This is a genomic window from Namhaeicola litoreus (genome assembly GCF_042679565.1).
In the GTDB taxonomy this organism is placed as follows: Bacteria; Bacteroidota; Bacteroidia; order Flavobacteriales; family Flavobacteriaceae; genus Namhaeicola; species Namhaeicola litoreus.
In genome coordinates, this window is the sequence record NZ_JBHTMY010000003.1 from 127,065 (window position 1) to 149,413 (window position 22,349).

Sequence of the window (22,349 nt, forward strand, 5' to 3'; positions counted from 1 at the left end):
AAATAATAAAAAATTTAAATTTAAAGAAAATGGCAGATTTAAAAGAATTCGCAGAACAATTAGTTAACTTAACAGTAAAAGAAGTTAATGAGTTGGCAAATATCTTAAAAGAAGAATATGGTATTGAGCCTGCAGCTGCTGCTGTAGCTGTTGCTGGTCCTGCGGCTGGTGGTGGAGAGGCTGCTGCTGAAGAAAAATCAGAATTTGATGTAATCTTAAAAGCAGCTGGTGGATCTAAATTAGCAGTAGTAAAATTGGTTAAAGAATTAACCGGTTTAGGATTAAAAGAAGCTAAAGAAATCGTTGATAGCGCACCTGCTCCAATTAAAGAAGGTATCTCTAAAGACGAAGCTGAAGGATTAAAAGCTTCTTTAGAAGAAGCAGGAGCTGAAGTAGAGCTTAAATAATTATTCTACTTAAATATCTAAGGTTTAGGACTTTAGGGTGTAATCCCTAAAGCCTAAACCATTTTTGCATATATATTCTTTCTTAGATTTTAATTTAAATTTTTCTCCATTGGCAACGAAAAAAGATAACCAAAGAGTAAACTTTTCATCAACCAAATTGTTCACTGATTATCCCGACTTTCTCGATATACAAGTTAAGTCTTTCCAGGATTTTTTCCAGTTAGAAACAAAATCTGATGAACGTAGTGACGAAGGTTTGTTCCAGACCTTTCAGGACAACTTTCCAATTACTGATACCCGTAATAACTTTGTTTTAGAGTTTTTAGATTATTTCGTTGACCCACCAAGATATAGCATTCAAGAATGTATTGAAAGAGGGTTAACTTACAGTGTGCCATTAAAAGCCCGATTAAAATTATATTGTACAGACGAAGAACACGAAGACTTTGAAACGATTGTACAAGATGTTTATTTGGGGACTATTCCTTATATGACTCCAAGTGGTACTTTTGTGATCAACGGAGCAGAAAGAGTAGTAGTTTCTCAGTTGCACAGATCTCCTGGCGTATTTTTCGGTCAGTCTTTTCACGCGAATGGAACAAAATTGTACTCTGCAAGAGTTATTCCGTTTAAAGGTTCATGGATTGAATTCGCAACGGATATTAACCAAGTGATGTATGCATACATCGACAGAAAGAAAAAATTACCAGTAACTACTCTTTTCAGATCTATCGGATTTGAAAGAGATAAAGATATCCTTGAAATTTTTGACCTTGCTGAAGAGGTAAAAGTGTCAAAAAGCGGATTGAAAAAATACTTAGATAGAAAACTCGCAGCGAGAGTTCTTAAAACTTGGTTTGAGGATTTTGTTGATGAAGATACAGGTGAGGTAATTTCTATCGAAAGAAATGAAATTGTTCTAGATCGTGATACGGTGCTTGAAAAAGAGCATATTGATGAGATCGTTGATTCTGGAGCTAAGACCATTTTATTACATAAATTAGATAATGAAACAGGGGATTATGCCATTATCCATAATACCCTTCAAAAGGATCCAACTAACTCTGAAAAAGAGGCAGTTGAATACATATACAGACAGTTGCGTAACGCAGAACCACCAGATTATGAAACGGCGAAAGGAGTAATTCAAAAATTGTTTTTCTCTGATCAACGTTATAATTTAGGGGAAGTTGGTCGTTACAGAATGAATAAAAAATTGGGTCTGGAAGTAGGTATTGAGGAAAAAGTACTTACCCAATTGGATATCATTACAATCGTAAAGAATTTGATCAACTTAGTGAATTCAAAAGCGGAGGTAGATGATATTGACCACTTGTCTAACCGTCGTGTAAGAACGGTAGGAGAGCAATTGTCCGGACAGTTTGGTGTTGGTTTGGCCAGAATGGCAAGAACCATTCGCGAACGAATGAATGTGCGGGACAATGAAGTATTTACACCAATTGATTTGATCAATGCCAAGACTTTATCGTCTGTCATCAATTCATTTTTTGGTACGAATCAGTTATCTCAGTTTATGGATCAAACGAATCCATTGGCGGAGATTACACATAAAAGAAGGTTGTCAGCTTTAGGCCCAGGTGGACTTTCAAGAGAAAGAGCAGGGTTTGAGGTACGAGACGTTCACTATACACATTACGGAAGACTTTGTCCGATCGAAACGCCTGAAGGTCCAAATATTGGTTTGATATCTTCTTTGGCCGTCTATGCCAAAGTGAATAATCTAGGTTTTATCGAAACTCCTTATAGAGAGATTCATGATGGAGGTCTGGATGTTACAAAGGCGCCGATCTATTTGAGTGCCGAAGAGGAAGAAGGTCAGAAGATTGCACAGTCAAATTTAGATGTGGATGCAAAAGGAAAAATCACTGCAGAAAAAGTTGTGGCCAGAGAAGAGGGAGATTTTCCTTTGGTAGAGCCTCAAGAGATCAATTACATGGACGTTGCGCCGAACCAGATCGCTTCAATTTCTGCTTCTTTAATTCCTTTTCTAGAGCACGATGATGCAAACCGTGCATTGATGGGGTCTAACATGATGCGTCAGGCTGTTCCTTTAATGAAGCCTGAGGCACCGATTGTTGGTACCGGATTAGAGAGACGAGTAGCTACTGATTCAAGAATTCTGATGAACGCTGAAGATGATGGTGTCGTAACTTATGTTGATTCCAATAGAATTGAGATTAAGTATGAAAGAACTGATGAAGAGAGATTGGTTAGTTTTGAAGATGATTCGAAATCTTATAACCTAATCAAGTTTAGAAAAACAAACCAAGGAACGGCGATCAACTTACATCCTATTGTTAAAAAAGGGGATAAGGTAACCAAAGGGCAAGTGCTTTGTGAGGGCTATGCTACAGAAAATGGTGAGCTCGCTTTAGGTAGAAACTTGAAAGTTGCTTTTATGCCTTGGAAAGGTTACAATTTCGAGGATGCTATTGTGATTTCAGAAAAGGTAGTACGCGAAGATATTTTTACATCAATTCATATCGACGAGTATTCACTTGAAGTAAGGGATACTAAATTAGGAGCTGAAGAATTGACTGCAGACATTCCAAATGTGAGTGAAGAGGCGACTAAAGATTTAGACGAGAATGGAATGATCCGCATTGGTGCTGAAATTAAGCCAGGCGATATCTTGATTGGTAAGATAACACCAAAAGGAGAATCTGATCCAACTCCGGAAGAAAAATTACTAAGAGCAATCTTTGGAGATAATGCGGGCGATGTAAAGGATGCTTCTTTAAAAGCCTCTCCTTCATTACACGGTGTTGTTATCGATAAGAAATTGTTCCAGAGAACGATAAAAGATAAAGTTAAAAAAGCAAAAGAAACCAATGACATTGCTCGATTAGAAGCAGAATATACTGTGAAAATCGATAATCTTAAAGAGCAATTGATCGAGAAATTATTCCATTTGGTCAACGGTAAAACGTCGCAGGGTGTTCACAATGATCTTGGAGAGGAAATTTTTGCAAAAGGAAAGAAATACACCTTAAAGATGTTGAACTCTGTGATGGATTTTGAGCATTTAACCAAAGGTGTATGGACAACTGACAGCGATGTAAATGCTTTGATCAGTCAGTTAATCCACAACTATAAGATCAAATTGAGTGATTTACAAGGAGCACTCAGAAGAAAGAAGTTTACAATTACTATTGGAGATGAGTTGCCAAAAGGAATTTTGAAGCTAGCCAAAATTTACGTAGCTAAAAAACGTAAGTTAAAAGTTGGTGATAAAATGGCAGGTCGTCACGGAAACAAAGGTATTGTTGCTAAAATTGTTCGTAGAGAAGATATGCCGTTTTTGGAAGACGGAACGCCGGTTGATATTGTATTGAACCCACTTGGTGTACCATCTCGTATGAACATTGGTCAGATCTATGAAACTGTGCTCGGTTGGGCAGGTCAAAATTTGGGAGAGAAATATGCTACACCAATTTTTGATGGTGCAAATATTGATCAAATCACGGCCTTAACTAATAAAGCCGGTATCCCAGAATTTGGTCACACTTATTTATTTGATGGAGGTACAGGAGAAAGATTTGATCAGCCAGCTACAGTGGGTGTTATTTATATGATCAAACTGGGTCACATGATTGAAGATAAGATGCATGCCAGATCTATAGGACCTTACTCTTTAATTACACAGCAACCATTAGGAGGTAAAGCTCAGTTTGGAGGTCAGAGATTTGGAGAGATGGAGGTTTGGGCTCTAGAAGCCTATGGTGCTTCGGCAACCTTGAGAGAAATCTTAACCGTTAAATCGGATGATGTGATGGGTAGAGCCAAAACTTACGAATCAATCGTAAAAGGCGAACCTATGCCAGAACCTGGTTTACCAGAATCTTTCAATGTATTGATGCACGAACTAATGGGTCTAGGTTTAGACGTACGATTAGAAGAATAATATTTTTACAACAGTACCCTGCGGGGTACTGTGTTTCATTTTTCACATAAAAAAAATCTTAACCATCACCATGGCAAGACAAAAGGATAAATACACGGTAAAAAAATTTAATAAAATAACCATCGGTTTGGCATCTCCTGAAACGATTTTAGAGAAATCTAGAGGAGAAGTTTTAAAACCTGAAACCATTAATTACAGAACCCATAAACCTGAGCGAGATGGTTTGTTCTGTGAGCGTATTTTTGGTCCTGTAAAGGATTATGAATGTGCTTGTGGTAAATATAAAAGAATTCGTTACAAAGGAATTATTTGCGACCGTTGCGGGGTTGAAGTAACTGAGAAAAAAGTTAGAAGAGACAGAGTAGGTCATATCAATTTGGTAGTTCCTGTAGCACATATATGGTATTTCAGATCATTGCCTAATAAAATTGGATACCTTTTAGGATTACCATCCAAAAAATTAGACATGATCATTTACTATGAACGTTATGTAGTTATCCAACCTGGATTGGCTAAAAACGCAGATGGTGAACCTCTACAGAAACTTGATTTCTTAACAGAGGAGGAATATCTTGATATTTTAGAAGAACTTTCACAAGACAATCAATATTTGGACGATAGTGATCCAAACAAGTTCATCGCAAAGATGGGTGCTGAGTGTTTGATCGAGTTACTTCATAGAATTGATCTTGATGAACTATCATATCAATTAAGACATAGCGCAAATACTGAGACAAGTAAACAACGTAAAATGGAAGCGCTCAAGCGTTTGAATGTTGTTGAAGCCCTCAGAGAAGCAAATAAGAGAAAGGAGAATTTACCGGAATGGATGATTATGAAAGTAGTTCCTGTTATTCCGCCGGAATTGCGTCCTTTAGTTCCATTGGATGGAGGTAGATTTGCTACTTCTGATTTGAATGACCTTTATAGAAGGGTTATTATCAGAAATAATCGTTTGAAAAGACTGATGGAAATCAAAGCGCCAGAGGTAATCTTGCGCAATGAGAAACGTATGTTGCAAGAATCTGTAGATTCATTATTCGACAATACGAGAAAGGCTTCCGCTGTAAAAACAGAATCCAATAGACCTTTAAAATCTCTTTCAGACTCATTAAAAGGTAAACAAGGTAGATTCCGTCAAAACTTATTAGGTAAGCGTGTAGATTATTCGGCTCGTTCGGTTATTGTTGTTGGACCTGAATTAAAATTATACGAATGCGGTTTGCCAAAAGATATGGCAGCTGAATTGTACAAACCATTCATCATCAGAAAACTGATTGAAAGAGGAATTGTAAAAACAGTAAAATCGGCAAAAAAAATAATTGATAAGAGAGAGCCAGTAGTTTGGGATATTTTAGAAAATGTGCTAAAAGGACATCCTGTATTATTAAACAGGGCCCCAACGTTGCACCGTTTGGGTATTCAAGCATTTCAGCCAAAATTAATCGAAGGTAAAGCGATTCAGTTACACCCCTTGGTGTGTACCGCGTTTAACGCCGACTTTGATGGTGACCAGATGGCGGTGCATTTACCTTTAGGTAATGAAGCTATTTTGGAAGCGCAATTATTGATGCTCGCCTCTCACAATATTTTGAATCCGGCAAACGGTTCTCCAATTACAGTACCTTCTCAGGATATGGTTTTGGGTCTGTACTATATGACCAAAGAAAGAAAATCTACACCTGAGCATAAAGTAAAAGGAGAAGGAACTACTTTTTACTCTCTTGAAGAGGTCGAAATTGCCTTTAATGAGAAGAAGGTTGATCTCAATGCCATTATCAAAGTAAGGACGAACGATATCAATGAGAAAGGAGAAATTGCTCCTAGGCTAATTGAAACTACTGTAGGAAGAGTTTTATTTAACGAGGTAGTGCCTCCTGCTGCAGGTTATATTAACGAAGTATTGACCAAAAGATCTTTAAGAGATATTATTGGCAAGATTTTAAAAGTGACAGACGTACCTACCACAGGTAAATTCTTGGATTCTATCAAAGATATGGGTTATCGTTTCGCTTTTAAAGGTGGACTATCTTTTAGTTTAGGAGATATTATTATTCCGGAAGAAAAGCACAGCATGATCGAATCTGCCAATGGTCAGGTAGATAATATTATGGCTAGTTATAACATGGGTATGCTTACCAATAAGGAAAGATATAACCAGGTAATTGACGTATGGAGTTCAACCAATAACAGGTTGACAGAGCTTTCTATGAAACGATTGAGGGAAGATCAACAAGGATTTAACTCAGTATATATGATGTTAGATTCTGGTGCAAGGGGTTCTAAAGAGCAAATTCGTCAGTTAACAGGTATGCGTGGTTTAATGGCAAAACCTAAGAAATCTACAGCCAGCGGTGGAGAGATTATTGAAAACCCAATCCTTTCTAACTTTAAGGAAGGACTTTCTATTTTGGAGTATTTTATCTCTACACACGGTGCTCGTAAAGGTTTAGCGGATACGGCATTGAAAACAGCGGATGCGGGTTATTTAACACGTCGTTTGGTGGATGTTGCGCAAGATGTGATCATCAATGAAGTAGATTGTGAAACGCTAAGAGGTTTGCAAGTATATCCATTGAAAAAGAATGATGAGATCGTAGAATCTCTAGGAGAAAGGATTTTGGGTAGAGTTTCGCTTCACGATGTTTATGATCCTGAAACGGATGAATTGATCATCAAATCTGGAGAATATTTTAATGAAGAAGAAGTTGCTAAAGTTAATGAAACTGGTTTAGAATCGATTGAAGTGCGTTCAGCCTTGACCTGTGAATCCAAGCAAGGTATTTGTGCCAAATGTTATGGTATTAACTTGTCTACGAACAAAATGGTTCAAAAAGGTGAAGCTGTTGGTGTTGTAGCAGCTCAATCTATTGGTGAACCAGGTACTCAGTTAACATTGCGTACTTTCCACGTAGGAGGTATTGCGGGTAATATTTCTGAAGAAAGTGAAATGATCGCGAACTTCTCAGGTAAGATTCAAATAGACGACTTAAAGACTGTGAAAGGTCTTGATGGAGAAGGGAACGAGTTTGACGTAGTAATTTCCAGAACGGCAGAAGCAAAAATTATCGACCCAAGAACAGAGCTTACTTTGAGTGCCAATAATATTCCTTATGGATCATTCATTTTTGTCAATGACGGAGATATGGTTAAAAGAGGAACTTCAATTTGTAAATGGGATCCATACAACGGTGTGATTGTTTCTGAATTTGAAGGAAAAGTTGAATTTGAGGATATTTTAGAAGGTGTTACCTATAAAGTTGAAATTGATGAGCAAACCGGATTTAGAGAAAAGGTAATCGCCGATTTCAAAAAGAAAAAAGTTGCACCGAACCTATTGATCAAAGATAAGTCGGGTGAAGTACTTCAATCCTACAGTTTACCGGTAGGGGCTCACTTATTGGTTGAAGATGGAGAAAAAATCAAGTCTGGTAAGATTTTGGTGAAGATACCTAGAAGATCTGGAAAAGCAGGAGATATTACCGGTGGACTTCCAAGAGTAACAGAGTTATTCGAAGCCCGTGATCCATCAAACCCGGCAGTGGTTTCTGAGATAGACGGTGTTGTTTCTTTAGGTAAAATTAAGAGAGGAAATCGTGAAGTTATTGTAGAATCGAAATTGGGTGATATCAAGAAGTATTTGGTGAAATTATCTAATCAGATTCTTGTACAAGAAAATGATTTTGTAAAAGCAGGTATGCCTTTGTCAGACGGTGCGATTACACCTTCAGATATATTAAATATCCAAGGACCTTCTAAAGTTCAGGAATATTTGGTAAATGAAATTCAGGAAGTATATCGTTTACAAGGTGTGAAAATCAATGACAAGCACTTTGAGGTGATCGTTCGCCAGATGATGAGAAAAGTGAGAATTGTAGATTCAGGTGATACCTTATTCCTGGAAGATCAATTGGTTCATAAAGATGATTTTATCGAACAAAATGATAAGATGTACGGAATGAAGGTAGTAGAAGATCCGGGAGACTCTGATCTTAAACCAGGTCAAATTATCTCAGCTCGTCAATTAAGAGATGAAAATTCGATCTTGATCAGAAACGATAAGAATTTGGTTGAAGCTAGAGATGCTTTCCCTGCAACTGCAGAGCCAATCTTACAGGGTATTACGAGAGCGTCTTTACAAACAAAATCGTTTATTTCTGCTGCATCGTTCCAAGAAACAACAAAAGTGCTAAACGAAGCTGCGGTAAGCGGTAAAGAAGACTATCTTGAAGGTTTGAAGGAGAATGTAATTGTTGGTAAGAGAATTCCGGCAGGTACTGGTATCCATGATTACGACCATATTATTGTGGGAAGTAAAGAAGATATGACAGTTTCAATAGAAGAATAAATTTTAAAGGCCAAGTTCATCTTGGCCTTTTTTTATCGTTATGGAAAAAAAGGAACATAAAGGACAAATAAACATTGAGTTAGACGAACAGATGTCTGATGGTACTTATGCCAATCTTGCTATCATCAACCATTCAGTTTCGGAGTTTGTTATTGATTTTATCAATATCATGCCCGGAGCCCCAAAAGCTAAGGTGAAATCGAGAATAATTTTAACGCCGCAGCACGCCAAAAGGTTTATGAAAGCATTGGCAGACAATATACAGCGATTTGAGAATGCACATGGAGAAATTAAGGATTACGATGTGCCGCCGATTCCTATGAGTTTTGGACCCACAGGGAAAGCATAAAAAACCGAGATTGCTCGGTTTTTTTATTTTTAATCTATTATTCTAATAGGATTTTCTATTTTTGCGCCTGCTAAAAAAATCAAAATGGGAATATATTTGCGGTGTGCACTATTGTGTTTTTTTGTTGTTCAGTTTGTTTCTGGTCAAGATTTGGAAGTTCAAAATTTAAATGAAGTTTTACTTACTTCAGAAAGAATAGAAATTCCTTTCTCAGAAAATTCAAGAACTATTCAGTTAATTACCAAAGAGGATATACAAAAAAGTACGGCCAGTAATGTAGCAGAATTACTACAGCAATACGCCGGGATAGATGTGCGTAGAAGGGGAGTAGAAGGGACGCAAGCCGATCTTTATATCAGGGGAGGAAGTTTTGATCAAACATTGGTACTAATCGATGGAATAAAAACAGAAAATCCTCAAACGGGTCATCATACCATGAATATGATGATCCCAATTGAAAATATTGAAAGGATCGAAGTAATTAAAGGTCCGGCAGCACGAGTTTATGGTCAGAATGCGTTTACAGGAGCAATCAACATCGTAACAAAAAAACAGGTCGAAACTTCAGTAAAAGGTGATGTTGGATTTGGTTCATTTGGACAGCAGAGATATGAATTGACCGGTGCGGTAAATTTTGACAATTCTGCGCATCAAATTCATTATTCAAATATTTCTTCAGATGGTTATCGCTACAATACAGATTTTAAAAACCAGAATGTCTTTTTAAAAAGCAAATGGAATACCCAAGGAATTCCTGTTGATTTGATTGCGACATTTATGGAAAGAAATTTTGGGGCAAATGGTTTCTATGCAAGTCCGGCGGCCAAAGATCAGTACGAAGAAACACAAGCATCTCTTATCGGATTGTCCTCTAATTTTGAAACGCACAATATAGTTTTAAAGTCAAAATTGTATTGGACAAGAGGGCAGGATATGTATGAATTTATTCGTGATAAACCTGAAATCTACAGAAATTTACACATTACCAATAAAATAGGAGGAGCCGTAGATGCATCTTACCGATCCAACTTAGGTATAACAGGTATAGGATTAGATTTGGCAAGGGTATCTATAGCCAGTAATAATTTAGGGGATCATGATCGGACCATGGTGACAGGATTTTTGGAGCACAGGTTTCATTTTTTTGATGACAAATTTGATGTGACCCCTGGAATAGCGGCAACTTATTTTTCTGATTTTGGTTTTCATGCATTTCCGGGAATAGATCTTGGATATGAGATAAAGGCAAACTTTAAAATATATGCAAATATGGGTTCTACTTACCGTATTCCAACCTATACAGACCTTTATTATACCTCACCAACTACAATTGGAAATGAAGAATTAGAACCAGAAAGTGCTTTGACTGAGGAATTAGGGTTAAAATGGAATTCGGGTCGATTTTATATTGATTTCGCTGCATTTTATAGAAGTGCTGATAATTTGATTGACTATGTCAAAGAAAATGAAGATGATCCATGGCAATCTCAAAATATACAGAATGTATCAACATTAGGGCTTGAATCAACAGTAGATTATAGATTTAGTCTTTTGAAATATCCTCAATTAATAAGGATTGGCTATGCTTATTTGGAAGATGATATTAAGAACTCTGACTTTAATTTTTCTCAGTATTCTTTAAATTCGATGAAACATCAGGTTAATTTATCCTTAGAGTCTCAATTAATTAATTGGTTACAACAAAGCATTGCTTTTAGATTTGTTGAAAGACCTGATGGAACCAATTATAAAGTGGTTGACGCTAAACTTACAGGGAGTATAAGGGGATTTGAAATTAGTGCCGCGTTTAATAATATTTTCAGTGAAGCATATACAGAAACAAATCTTGTACCCATGCCTGAATTTAATTTCTTGGCAGGTCTGAGTTATGTATTTAAATAAATTAGATCTCTTTTTTCTGTATTTTTTTATGAATTTCACCAATTTTTTGCACGGCAGCACTTCCGTACCACGGATGTAATTCCATGATTAATCCCCCTGATTTAATAAGAGGGTCGGTTTCGGTTAATTTTTTAGCTTCCTCCACTGTTTCCACATTGAAGATATAGATGCCCCGAAATTCTCCATCATCTAAAAAGGGACCTGCGAGTACCAGTGTTCCCTCTTTTGCCATTTTCGTTATATTATCTAAATGTGCTCTCTGCAGCTTTACCCGTGTGATAGAATCTTTACTTCTATTTGGTCCAGATTTTAAGAAAGCCATAACATATGTTTTCATTCCGTAGTCATCTGCTTTAAGTTCGTTAGCAAGTTTTTGGTCATATCCCGATACTTCAGTTTGTGCATGAACAAAATAGGAGAATAGAAAAATGATTAAAAAAGTAGAAATTAGCTTCATGGCATTTTCTTTATGATAATTAAGTCAAATTTAATTAATAAATTAAAAGCTCAATTACTAAACCAGAGCAACATGGTCTATTTTGATAAAGATTACCTTGCGTTTTTTAAGGATTTAGCCGGAAATAATCATAAGGAATGGTTTGATATCCATAGAAAACGCTATGAGAAAAGCGTGAAAATTCCTATGCAGGTTTTTGTAAAGGATTTGATTTTTGCGCTGAATAAGGTTGATAAGGAAATTCAGATTGAACCCAAAGATGCAATTTTTAGAATCAACAGAGATATACGGTTTTCTAAAGATAAAACACCATACAAACTGCAGAGTAGTGCCGTGATTTCTAAATACGGTAAAAAGGACAAGAGTTATCCCGGTTTGTATATTGAGTTAGGTCCTGAGTATTTTGGTATTTACGGAGGTTTGTATATGCCTAATTCTAAAGAGATTCAGCAAGTAAGGAATTATATGGCTGCACATAAAAATGTATTTATCAAATTGATTCAAGACCAAGACTTCGTGAAAAAGTACGGAGGATTAAGAGGTGAAAAGAGCAAGAGGATACCAAAAGATTTTACAGATTCAGCTAAAGAAATACCTTTATTATTGAATAAGCAATGGTATTATTTTTCGCATTTAGACCCGGAAACTATACTTCGTTCAGATTTGATCAATTTGGTGCTAGACTATTATACATCTGCGGGGGAAATCCGTTCTTTTTTCGCCGAAGCACTTGAAAACAATTCATAAATTATGACAGAAAGAATAAAGAATTATGGCACTTTTTACACTTTTTATTTGAGTGAGCACCAAAATATGACATGCAGAATACTTCATTTTATAGGTACCGGCCTAGTCTTTGTTTTGGCATTTTTAGCCATATATTTAGATATTCCAAAACTATGGATTGCTGTTCCTGCGGTAGGTTATGGTTTTGCCTGGGTTGGTCATTTTTTCTTTGAAAAGAATAAGCCAGCTACCTTTAAATATCCTTTGTGGAGTTTATTCTCTGATTTTAAGATGTTTTTTCAACTTCTGGCCGGAAAAATTTCATTTGATGGAAAGAAAGATCTCTTGTAAGAATGAACTATTTCTTCGTTGAATGGAATATCAATTATAAATATACTTATGAAATCATCAATTTTTTTGTTCCTACTTATTACTACGTTTACTTATGGTCAGATCGATTTAAAACCTTTGAAGATAGGTGAGATGGCTCCTGTCATCTCAGGGACAGATCAATTCGGAAAAAGTATTAATTCAACTGAGATATTGCCCGATCAAAAAATCTTACTGATATTTTACCGAGGAAATTGGTGTCCTCATTGTCAAATACATTTGGCAAAACTGCAGGATAATATCGTTGAAATATCAAATAAAAAGGTGAAAGTAATTGTGGTTACACCGGAAACAGTAGAAAAAACTAAAGAAACAAGTAACAAGTGGGAGGCGACTTATTCTATTTTGCACGATACAGATAATAAAATCATGGAGGCTTACCATGTGGCTTTCGAAGTAAACAAAATGAATGTGCCTAATTATTTCGAAGCTGTTTCTAAAAAAGTGGCAGAAAACAATGGCATGGATAATATGGTTTTGCCGGTTCCAGCCACTTATCTTATTGGGAATGATGGCAAAATTATGTATGTACAATTCGACCCTGATTACAAAAATCGCTCTGATTTTGATGAGATCAAAAAATACCTTTAACTAAAAATGTTGTGACATAAAAAAAGTCGCTCAAGAGCGACTTTTTTATTTCTAAGAAAAATGATTTTACATCATTCCGGGCATTCCACCACCCATTGGTGGCATACCGCCTCCAGCTGGTCCTTCTTCTTTAATATCCACCAAAGCACATTCGGTTGTCAAGATCATACCTGCAACAGATGCTGCATTTTCGATCGCGATACGAGTTACTTTTTTCGGATCTATAATTCCAGCCTTCATCATATGAACATATTCTCCAGTTTTCGCGTTAAAACCAAAGTCTTTCTTGCCTTCTAATACTTTTGAAGCTACAACAGAACCTTCGCTACCTGCGTTCTCTACAATGGTGCGCAATGGTTCTTCAATGGCTCTAGAAACGATTTGAACACCAGTTGCTTCATCGGCATTTTCTGTTTTAATTTTTGCCAAAGCTGCTTTTGCTCTGATCAAAGCAACACCACCACCGGCAACAATTCCTTCTTCCACCGCGGCTCTGGTTGCATGTAATGCATCCTCAACGCGATCCTTTTTCTCTTTCATTTCAACTTCACTGGCAGCCCCAACATACAATACAGCTACTCCTCCGGCTAATTTAGCCAAACGCTCTTGTAATTTTTCTCTGTCGTAATCAGAAGTCGTGGTTTCGATCTGAGATTTGATTTGGTTTACGCGTGCTTTGATATCAGCTGAAGCGCCATTTCCATTAACAACAGTAGTATTGTCTTTGTCAATGCTAACTCTATCCGCTTGACCGAGCATATCCATGGTTGTGTTTTCCAAGGTAAAACCTCTTTCTTCAGCTATCACAGTACCTCCTGTCAAAACTGCTATATCCTCTAGCATTGCTTTTCTTCTGTCACCGAAACCAGGTGCTTTTACAGCAGCAATTTTAAGAGAACCTCTTAATTTATTGACAACCAAGGTAGCCAAAGCTTCACCATCCACATCTTCTGCGATGATCAAAAGTGGTTTCCCGCTTTGTGCAACAGGCTCGAGAACTGGTAAAAGATCTTTCATAGAAGAGATTTTTTTCTCATACAATAAGATGTATGGAGAATCTAGTTCTGCGATCATTTTATCTGCATCTGTAATGAAATATGGAGATAAGTAACCTCTGTCAAACTGCATACCTTCTACGATATCCACATAAGTTTCAGTACCCTTAGATTCTTCTACGGTAATTACTCCTTCTTTACCAACTTTGTCAAATGCTTTGGCGATTAACTCACCAATAGAATCATCATTATTGGCAGAAATAGCTGCAACTTGTTTGATTTTTTCCATTTTACTTCCAACCACCTCAGATTGTGAAGCTAAATCTTCTACGATCGTGCTGACTGCTTTATCAATTCCTTTTTTAAGGTCTAATGGATTTGCACCTGCAGCGACGTTTTTCAAACCTTCTTTTACAATTGCTTGTGCTAGTACAGTAGCGGTTGTTGTACCATCACCGGCCAAATCACTGGTTTTAGAAGCAACTTCCTTTACCATTTGTGCTCCCATGTTTTCAAGCGCATCTTCTAATTCGATTTCTTTTGCCACAGAAACACCATCCTTTGTAATCTGAGGACCTCCAAAGGCCTTTCCAATTACAACGTTTCTTCCTTTTGGTCCTAAAGTAACTTTTACCGCATTTGCTAAAGCATCAACTCCGCGTTTAAGTCCTTCTCTTGATTCTATATCAAAAATTATATCTTTTGCCATAATTAAATTTGTTTTTTAATTTTTTCGGGGTTAGTAAAATTAAATGATCGCAAAAATTTCATTTTCGCGCATAATTAAATAATCTGTTCCATCAAATTTTAACTCAGTACCGGCATATTTTCCATAAAGTACTTTGTCACCAACTTTTACTGTGATGGGTTCATCTTTGGTTCCTTTGCCTACAGCAACAACAATTCCTTGTTGTGGTTTTTCTTTTGCTGAATCGGGAATGATAATACCAGAAGCTGTTTTTGTTTCTGCTTCAAGTGCCTTGATAATTACCCTATCTGATAAGGGGGTGATATTCAATTTGCTCATATGTATAAATTTTTTATGATTTGTTTTACTGCTCCTGAATAAGCAAATACATTGCCATTCTATATTCTATGACAAATTGTAAAAAAAAATGCCAACGTGTCATTGCGTTGGCATTTTTCAATGATTTTTTAGTCACGAATTATTGAGTAGTGTCTAATTCTGTGTTTGTATCAAGTGTTGCAGGTGCATCAAGATTAGCATCTCTTTCATTGATAATTCCCTCTGTTTCTGATCTTGTATCGACTGAATTCGTTCTCGGAATTGCAAAATTAGAAAGTAAAATTAAGGCAAATAAAACAGTGGCTAGTGTCCAAGTACTTTTATCTAAAAAGTCGTTGGTATTTTGAACGCCACCCATGTTTTGACCACCTCCAAATGAGGAAGACAGACCTCCGCCTTTTGGATTCTGCACCATAATTACCAAGATCAACAAAATTGCCACAATGAAGATCAATATTAAAAATAAGGTATAAGACATAATGTACTAGTTATATGATTGTAAATCTTTTATTTTATCAATTTGGTGTGCAAAGAAACTACTTTTTTCCGGATATTTCAAACTTAAAATTTGAAAAGCTGTTATGGCTTTTTTATATTTTTTTTGCTCTAAATAAACATGGGCCAAAGTTTCTGTCATGAGCTGTTCATTTTCAACAGTACTCGTATCGTGTATTATTGGACTTTCTAATTCCTCTATTTGCCCAATTTTAGGGTTCTTGCTAATAAACTTCTCAATGAGTGCGAAATTCTCGTTTTTCGAAGCGCTCTTTAGATTTGAAGAGTCTTTCATCGTTTTATCTTCTCGCTCAATTGGTTTTAAATTAGATAACTGCATCCATTCATAAAAAGATAGCTGATCATCAGACTTAAAATGAATCGGTCTACCAACCATTAATTCATTTTCTGTGTTTTGTCTATCCTCCTCTTCGCCGAGGATTGATGGAATCTTTGGAGAATCATCTTCTGAATTGGCGAGCGTTTTAATCACTTTGCTACCCGGATATACCTGATCTACTTGGAATTTGTCTGAGGTAATTAAATCAAATAGAATTTGTCTATCCGTGGTGTGGGCAGCCGTCTGTTTGAGGGCTAGGTTATATTTGTAGCTATTTTGTTTATGTAGACCATGTAAATGTATTGCCCGAGCTGCCTGAAAATAGGGAAATTCATGTGTAATTTCCTCCAAATCTTTCGTAGCCTCTTTATCAATAAGATGAGGATTATCGAGGAAGACGGTGAGATCTATTAAGTTAATGGCCATAATTTACCATTTTGCTACGGAAGCATTAAAAATATCCTGGGTAATTCTTTCAAAAATTTCTGTATAGGCGGCCTCCAGTACAGCACCTCCTAACTGTGCATTGGCGTCAAAATCGCTAAAGAAAGAAAATGTTCTGTCAAAATTATCTTCTTCTATCAATCTATTGTAAAATCTCACTCTGACAGCAATTGTCAATCTATTTTGAGCCGCAGTTTGTTCTGCAGTGGCTGCAATCGGGATTACTCTGTATTGTGTTATTTCACCTTCGAAGTGAAGATCACCTCCGGCATTTGTCAATTTTAAATTGGTTTGTCTTAAAAAACGGTCTTGAAGCGCTAAAGTAAATTCCTGGCTCAACCCTGGCTCCACCAATTGTGCATTATTAGGAAAGTTGTCAATTTGAATTGTTTTTGCGTCCCCGGTACTTCCACCTGTGAATGAGTAAACGCCACAGGCATGAGTAGTTAATAGGGCAATAAGCAGAATTAAAGGCGCTATTTTATTCAATCTATTATTTTTTCTCAATGAAACAAATTAACAACAACCAAACTAGAATTACAAGTCGTATTGCTTTATTTTACGATATAAGGTTCTTTCGGAAATGCCCAATTCCTTAGCCGCTAACTTTCTTTTACCTTTATTTCTGTCTAATGACTTTTTGATCATTTCGTATTCTTTTTCCTGTAATGAAACAGACTCATCAACTGTTTCAATATCGTCATAGCTATTGATATGGGGTGCTTTAGGATAAGGTTCTGCGATTGGAGGGCGAATAATTTCCATGTCATCTTCCACATCTTCATACTCCTTACCATATATTTTATTGATCAAATATTGGGTGTTTTCGGTATTCTTTTGTTTGCCTTCCTCTTTCATTAAGGATTGAGTTAGCTTTTTCAGATCATTAATATCATTTCGCATATCAAATAATACCTTATACAAAATCTCTCGTTCATTTGAAAAATCAGATTCGAGTGATGACTTTTTTATAATCGCCGGAAGGTTAGATTGATAATCAGGTAAATATGATTTTAAAACCTCTTTTGTTATAGATCGATTTTGTTCTATAACAGAAATTTGCTCTGTAATATTTTTTAACTGTCTAATGTTTCCGTTCCAAGAATAGTTCAGTAAAACAGGTAAGGCCTCTTCTTCTAATTTTATGGTGGGCATTTTATATTTTTGCGCAAAATCTGAGGCAAATTTTCGAAAAAGTAAATGCGTATCGTCTGGTCTTTCTCTGAGTGGGGGCAAGTAAATTTCTACAGTACTCAGCCTGTAATACAAATCTTCCCTAAATTTACCCTTATGAATCGCATCCATCATATTCACATTGGTTGCAGCCACAATTCGCACGTCAGTTTTTTCCGCTTTAGAAGAACCCACCTTCATATATTCACCGGTCTCTAAAACACGTAACAATCTAACTTGTGTAGGCAAGGGTAATTCGCCTACTTCGTCCAAAAAAATTGTTCCACCATCGGCCTCTTCGAAATAACCGCTGCGGGTTTGTGTAGCTCCGGTAAATGATCCTTTTTCATGACCGAACAATTCACTATCTATGGTTCCTTCCGGAATTGCACCACAGTTTACGGCAATATATTTATTGTGTTTTCGATGCGATAAATGATGAATTATTTTCGGAATGCTCTCTTTTCCCACCCCACTTTCTCCGGTTACCAGTACAGAAATATCTGTGGGTGCAACGCGAATTGCCTTTTGCAGGGCTACATTTAACATAGGATTATTTCCTATGATGCCAAATCTTTGTTTGATGGTTTGTAGTGATTCCAAAGGTTTAGTTTTTGATATTTAAATTAAACAGCTTCTCCAATTAAGGTTGCCGATGTACATCCTGTTACTTTTACTTGAACAAAATCTCCGATATTTTGACCGGTTTTAGGAAAAACTACGACCGCATTTTGCGTATTTCTTCCCATCCAATGTGCTTCACTTTTTTTAGAATTACCTTCAATGAGTACTTCAACCGTTTGGTCTACAAATTGTTCCATTCTATAAAGACCGTGCTTTTGTTGAAGATGAATGATCTCAGAAAGTCTTCTCTTTTTTGTTTCCATCGGAACATCGTCTTCTAGTTTCTTAGCGGCGAGAGTTCCAGGTCTTTCAGAATAAGCAAACATAAAACCAAAGTCGTATTTTACATATTCCATCAACGATAAAGTATCCTGATGATCTTCTTCAGTTTCTCCGCAAAAACCTGTAATCATATCCTGAGAAATTGCACAGTTCGGGATAATTTTTCGAACATTATCGATTAATTCCATGTATTCTTCACGGGTATGCTGTCTGTTCATTCGCTTTAAAATTCGCGAACTCCCTGACTGCACAGGTAGATGGATATATTTACAGATATTGTCAAATTTTGCCATCGTATGAAGCACCTCAACTTTCATATCTTGAGGATTGGAGGTCGCAAAACGAATTCTCATTTCTGGTACTGCCAATGCAACAATCTCCAAAAGTTTCGCAAAATCTACCGCACTTGCTTTGGCGATGTCAGATGCTTTGTCGAAATCTTTTTTCAATCCGCCGCCAAACCATAGGTAAGAATCAACATTTTGTCCTAAAAGTGTAATTTCTTTATACCCTTTTGAGGCTAAATCTAAAGCTTCATCTACAATACTTTTTGGATCTCTACTTCTTTCTCGGCCTCGTGTAAATGGCACGACACAAAAAGTACACATATTGTCACACCCTCTCGTAATAGAAATGAAAGCTGAAACACCATTTGAGTTTAAACGAATGGGAGATACGTCACCATAGGTCTCTTCTTTAGAAAGGATTACATTGACTGCTTCTCTACCTTCATCAATTTGCTGTACCAGGTTAGGAAGATCTCTATAGGCATCCGGGCCTACTACCAGGTCAATCATTTTTTCTTCTTCCAAAAATTTTGCTTTTAGCCTTTCGGCCATACAGCCCATTACACCAATTTTTAAGTTTGGATTTATCTTTCGAACATGGTTGTATTGCTGCAATCTTTTTCGAATAGTTTGTTCTGCTTTTTCCCTGATAGAACAAGTATTTACCAATACCAGATCGGCATCCTCCAGCATGTGGGTTGTATTATAACCCTCTTTAGAAAGTATGGAAGCCACAATTTCACTATCGTTCAAATTCATTTGGCATCCGTAACTTTCTATGAAAAGTTTTTTGGTATTTCCTTGAATCTGATCTGTTATCAACGCTTGACCCTGTTTTTTTTCTTCTATAATATGTTCGCTCGACATTTTCAATATTTTGGGATGCAAATATACAACCTAAAATTTATTTTTATGACATATTGTCAGGAGTATTTTTAAGGAGAAATACCTTAGTTTTAGACTTTTTTCAGATTAAAATTTTGATTTAAAAAAAACTCTCTAATTTTGCATACCCGAATTGTATGATAATTTTAGACAAAAAATAGCGTTTGGTTTCGGGAAAAATCTAATCTAAAAAATTATTATGGCTAAAAATTTAGTAATCGTTGAGTCGCCTGCAAAAGCAAAAACACTAGAGAAATTTCTTGGTAAAGATTTTCAGGTAGAGTCTAGTTTTGGCCATATAGCCGATTTACCCTCAAAGGAAATAGGAGTTGATCTGGAAGGAGACTTCACACCTAAATATAAAGTCTCTTCAGACAAAAAGGCGGTGGTTGCTAAGTTGAAAGATCTTGCAAAAAAATCTGAATGGGTTTGGCTCGCAAGTGATGAGGATCGGGAAGGAGAGGCCATTGCCTGGCATTTATTTGAGCAATTAAATTTGAAAGAAGAAAAGACAAAAAGAATTGTTTTTCATGAGATTACCAAGAATGCCATTCTGAAAGCCATTGATAATCCAAGAACGATTGATTACAATTTAGTAAATGCTCAGCAGGCGAGAAGAGTATTAGACCGTTTGGTAGGTTACGAACTTTCACCTGTGTTATGGAAGAAGATCAAAGGAGGATTATCGGCAGGAAGAGTACAATCTGTTGCAGTTCGGTTAATTGTAGAACGAGAGCGAGAGATAGAGAATTTTAAAAGTGAGGCTTCTTTTAAAGTAACAGCCGAATTTAAGCAGATTAGTTCAGGGTCAAAAATTAAAGCTAGTTTGCCGCAGAATTTTAAAACAGAAAAAGAAGCAAAAATATTTTTGAATTCTTGTGCTGAAGCTATTTTTCATGTAGATGCGGTAAGTAAAACACCGACAAAGAAAACACCGGCCGCACCTTTCACAACTTCCACTTTGCAGCAAGAAGCTGCTAGAAAGTTGTCATTTTCGGTTTCTAAAACCATGATGGTTGCACAAAGGTTATACGAGGCAGGACATATTACCTACATGCGAACAGATAGTGTGAATTTGTCGAAAGAGGCAAAAGCAGCTTGCCAAGATGAGATCGAGAGATCTTTTGGCTTAAATTACACGCAACCGCGCGATTATAAAACCAAAGCAAAAGGAGCGCAGGAAGCACATGAGGCTATCAGACCAACAGATATGGCTATCTCAAATTTGATGATAGACAGGGATCAGAGCAGGTTGTACGAATTGATTTGGAAAAGAACAATTGCTTCACAGATGAGCGATGCCAAACTGGAAAGAACCAATCTCAAAATAAAGAATAATAAGAACGAAAAACTTTTTACAGCTGTTGGTGAAGTTATTATATTCGATGGTTTTTTGAGGGTATATATAGAGGGTACAGATAATGAAGAAGTCGGAGATGAAACTTTATTGCCTGCCTTAAAGGTTGGTGAGGAGCTCAAAAATAATTATATTATTGCTACAGAAAGATATTCCAGACCTCCTTATCGATATACTGAGGCTTCATTGGTAAAGCAATTAGAAGAATTGGGTATTGGAAGACCTTCTACTTATGCGCCCACGATTTCAACGATTCAAAATCGAGATTATGTTGTAAAAGGCAGTGTAGATGGGACCGAAAGAAATTACAAGCAGCTCACCCTAAAAAAAGGAGCAATTAAAGAAGTTGAACTGACAGAAAAAGTGGGCTCTGACAAAGGGAAATTGGTGCCAACTGATATAGGGAAAATCGTAAATGACTTCTTGGTTGAGAATTTTGAGCGAATTTTAGATTACGGGTTTACGGCCAAGGTAGAGGAAGATTTTGATGAAATTGCAGAGGGGAAAGAAGATTGGACAAAAATGATGAAAAATTTTTACGCCGATTTTCATAAAAATGTAGAAGATGTAGCAGAAAATGCTGAGAGAGCAAAAGGAGAAAGATTATTAGGGGTAGATCCAGAATCTGGAAAAAATATTTATTCAAGGTTGGGAAGATTCGGAGCCATGGTGCAAATAGGCGAGGCAACAGATGAAGAAAAGCCAAAATTTGCCAGTTTATTGGCCAGTCAGACCCTAGATACCATTACCTTTGAAGAGGCTTTAGACCTGTTTAAGTTACCAAAAGATTTAGGAACTTACAAAGGCGAGGAAGTCGTTGTGGCAGTAGGTCGATTTGGTCCATTTATCAGATTTGGAAAAAAGTTTATTTCTCTTCCGAAAGATGAAAACCCCGCTGCTGTTGATATCGCACGGGCAAAAGAGTTGATCGAGGAAAGGGAAAGGGCAGATGCACCTATCGCTGAATATAAAGGTTTGCCTGTACAAAAAGGAGTAGGAAGATTTGGTCCATTTATCAAGTGGAACAATATGTTTATTAATGTCAATAAGAAATATGATTTTGATAATTTATCTGCAGATGATGTTAATCAACTTATTGAAGATAAACTAAAAAAGGATAAAGAGAAATTAATTCATCATTGGAAGGAAGAGGATATTCGGGTAGAAAAAGCGCGTTGGGGAAGACATCATATCATTCAAGGAAAAACAAAAATAGAAATCCCTAAGACAATTGATGCAGAAAGTTTAACTTTGCAAGAAGTAATGGATATTCTCGAAAAGAATAAGAAACCAAAAACTGCTAGAAAAAGAACATCAACCAAAAAATAAATCAATTCTATTGATC

The 22,349-nt window shown here is 36.5% G+C and carries 17 protein-coding genes; 9 read left to right on the forward strand and 8 right to left on the reverse strand.

Annotated elements, in window-relative coordinates; all coding sequences use genetic code 11:
* Positions 1 to 29: 29 nt before the first annotated feature.
* From rplL to ACFQ39_RS07895, 5 genes are all read left to right on the forward strand, one after another.
* The gene (rplL, locus tag ACFQ39_RS07875) at positions 30 to 407 is read left to right on the forward strand and encodes a 50S ribosomal protein L7/L12 (RefSeq protein WP_377177791.1); all 378 of its coding nucleotides are present in this window, start codon (positions 30 to 32) and stop codon (positions 405 to 407) included.
* A gap of 109 nt (positions 408 to 516) precedes the next feature.
* On the forward strand, positions 517 to 4,332 hold the full coding sequence (rpoB, locus tag ACFQ39_RS07880) for a DNA-directed RNA polymerase subunit beta (protein ID WP_377177793.1): 3,816 nt from the start codon (positions 517 to 519) through the stop codon (positions 4,330 to 4,332).
* 70 nt (positions 4,333 to 4,402) lie between these two features.
* Entirely contained in the window at positions 4,403 to 8,680 is a 4,278-nt protein-coding gene (rpoC, locus tag ACFQ39_RS07885; protein ID WP_377177795.1) for a DNA-directed RNA polymerase subunit beta', read from the forward strand.
* Positions 8,681 to 8,720: 40 nt separating this feature from the next.
* On the forward strand, positions 8,721 to 9,029 hold the full coding sequence (locus ACFQ39_RS07890) for a DUF3467 domain-containing protein (protein WP_377177797.1): 309 nt from the start codon (positions 8,721 to 8,723) through the stop codon (positions 9,027 to 9,029).
* Between the two features lie 84 nt (positions 9,030 to 9,113).
* Complete coding sequence (locus ACFQ39_RS07895; protein WP_377177798.1) at positions 9,114 to 10,931, forward strand: TonB-dependent receptor plug domain-containing protein; 1,818 nt, start codon at positions 9,114 to 9,116, stop codon at positions 10,929 to 10,931.
* 1 nt (position 10,932) lies between these two features.
* On the opposite strand, the gene ACFQ39_RS07900 is transcribed toward ACFQ39_RS07895, so the two are convergent.
* On the reverse strand, positions 10,933 to 11,388 hold the full coding sequence (locus ACFQ39_RS07900; protein WP_377177800.1) for a YciI family protein: 456 nt from the start codon (positions 11,386 to 11,388) through the stop codon (positions 10,933 to 10,935).
* 72 nt (positions 11,389 to 11,460) lie between these two features.
* Between ACFQ39_RS07900 and ACFQ39_RS07905 the strand changes: the two genes are divergently transcribed.
* Genes ACFQ39_RS07905 through ACFQ39_RS07915 form a run of 3 tightly spaced genes read left to right on the forward strand, consistent with a single transcriptional unit; the run spans position 11,461 to position 13,095 of the window.
* Positions 11,461 to 12,135, forward strand: a complete 675-nt coding sequence (locus ACFQ39_RS07905; protein ID WP_377177802.1) for a DUF2461 domain-containing protein — start codon at positions 11,461 to 11,463, stop codon at positions 12,133 to 12,135.
* Between the two features lie 3 nt (positions 12,136 to 12,138).
* Positions 12,139 to 12,465 carry an Mpo1-like protein gene (locus ACFQ39_RS07910; protein ID WP_377177804.1) on the forward strand — a complete coding sequence of 109 codons (327 nt, stop codon included), beginning with the start codon at positions 12,139 to 12,141 and terminating at the stop codon, positions 12,463 to 12,465.
* Between the two features lie 48 nt (positions 12,466 to 12,513).
* Positions 12,514 to 13,095: a peroxiredoxin-like family protein gene (locus ACFQ39_RS07915; protein WP_377177806.1), complete on the forward strand. Its 582-nt coding sequence runs from the start codon at positions 12,514 to 12,516 to the stop codon at positions 13,093 to 13,095.
* 66 nt (positions 13,096 to 13,161) lie between these two features.
* Here ACFQ39_RS07915 and groL read toward each other — a convergent pair whose 3' ends face one another.
* From groL to miaB, 7 genes are all read right to left on the reverse strand, one after another.
* Positions 13,162 to 14,799, reverse strand: a complete 1,638-nt coding sequence (gene groL / locus ACFQ39_RS07920) for a chaperonin GroEL (RefSeq protein WP_377177808.1) — start codon at positions 14,797 to 14,799, stop codon at positions 13,162 to 13,164.
* A 39-nt stretch (positions 14,800 to 14,838) separates the two neighbouring features.
* The gene (locus tag ACFQ39_RS07925) at positions 14,839 to 15,117 is read right to left on the reverse strand and encodes a co-chaperone GroES (RefSeq protein WP_377177810.1); all 279 of its coding nucleotides are present in this window, start codon (positions 15,115 to 15,117) and stop codon (positions 14,839 to 14,841) included.
* A gap of 139 nt (positions 15,118 to 15,256) precedes the next feature.
* The gene (gene secG, locus ACFQ39_RS07930) at positions 15,257 to 15,595 is read right to left on the reverse strand and encodes a preprotein translocase subunit SecG (RefSeq protein ID WP_377177812.1); all 339 of its coding nucleotides are present in this window, start codon (positions 15,593 to 15,595) and stop codon (positions 15,257 to 15,259) included.
* Between the two features lie 6 nt (positions 15,596 to 15,601).
* Entirely contained in the window at positions 15,602 to 16,378 is a 777-nt protein-coding gene (locus ACFQ39_RS07935; protein WP_377177814.1) for a hypothetical protein, read from the reverse strand.
* Positions 16,379 to 16,381: 3 nt separating this feature from the next.
* Entirely contained in the window at positions 16,382 to 16,885 is a 504-nt protein-coding gene (locus ACFQ39_RS07940; protein WP_377177816.1) for an LptE family protein, read from the reverse strand.
* 48 nt (positions 16,886 to 16,933) lie between these two features.
* Positions 16,934 to 18,172: a sigma-54 interaction domain-containing protein gene (locus ACFQ39_RS07945; protein WP_377177817.1), complete on the reverse strand. Its 1,239-nt coding sequence runs from the start codon at positions 18,170 to 18,172 to the stop codon at positions 16,934 to 16,936.
* 23 nt (positions 18,173 to 18,195) lie between these two features.
* Positions 18,196 to 19,629 (reverse strand): tRNA (N6-isopentenyl adenosine(37)-C2)-methylthiotransferase MiaB, encoded by a 1,434-nt coding sequence (gene miaB, locus ACFQ39_RS07950; RefSeq protein WP_377177819.1) that lies wholly within the window; start codon positions 19,627 to 19,629, stop codon positions 18,196 to 18,198.
* 217 nt (positions 19,630 to 19,846) lie between these two features.
* Here miaB and topA point away from each other — a divergent pair, with 217 nt between their 5' ends.
* Positions 19,847 to 22,333: a type I DNA topoisomerase gene (topA, locus tag ACFQ39_RS07955; RefSeq protein WP_377177821.1), complete on the forward strand. Its 2,487-nt coding sequence runs from the start codon at positions 19,847 to 19,849 to the stop codon at positions 22,331 to 22,333.
* Positions 22,334 to 22,349: the final 16 nt, after the last annotated feature.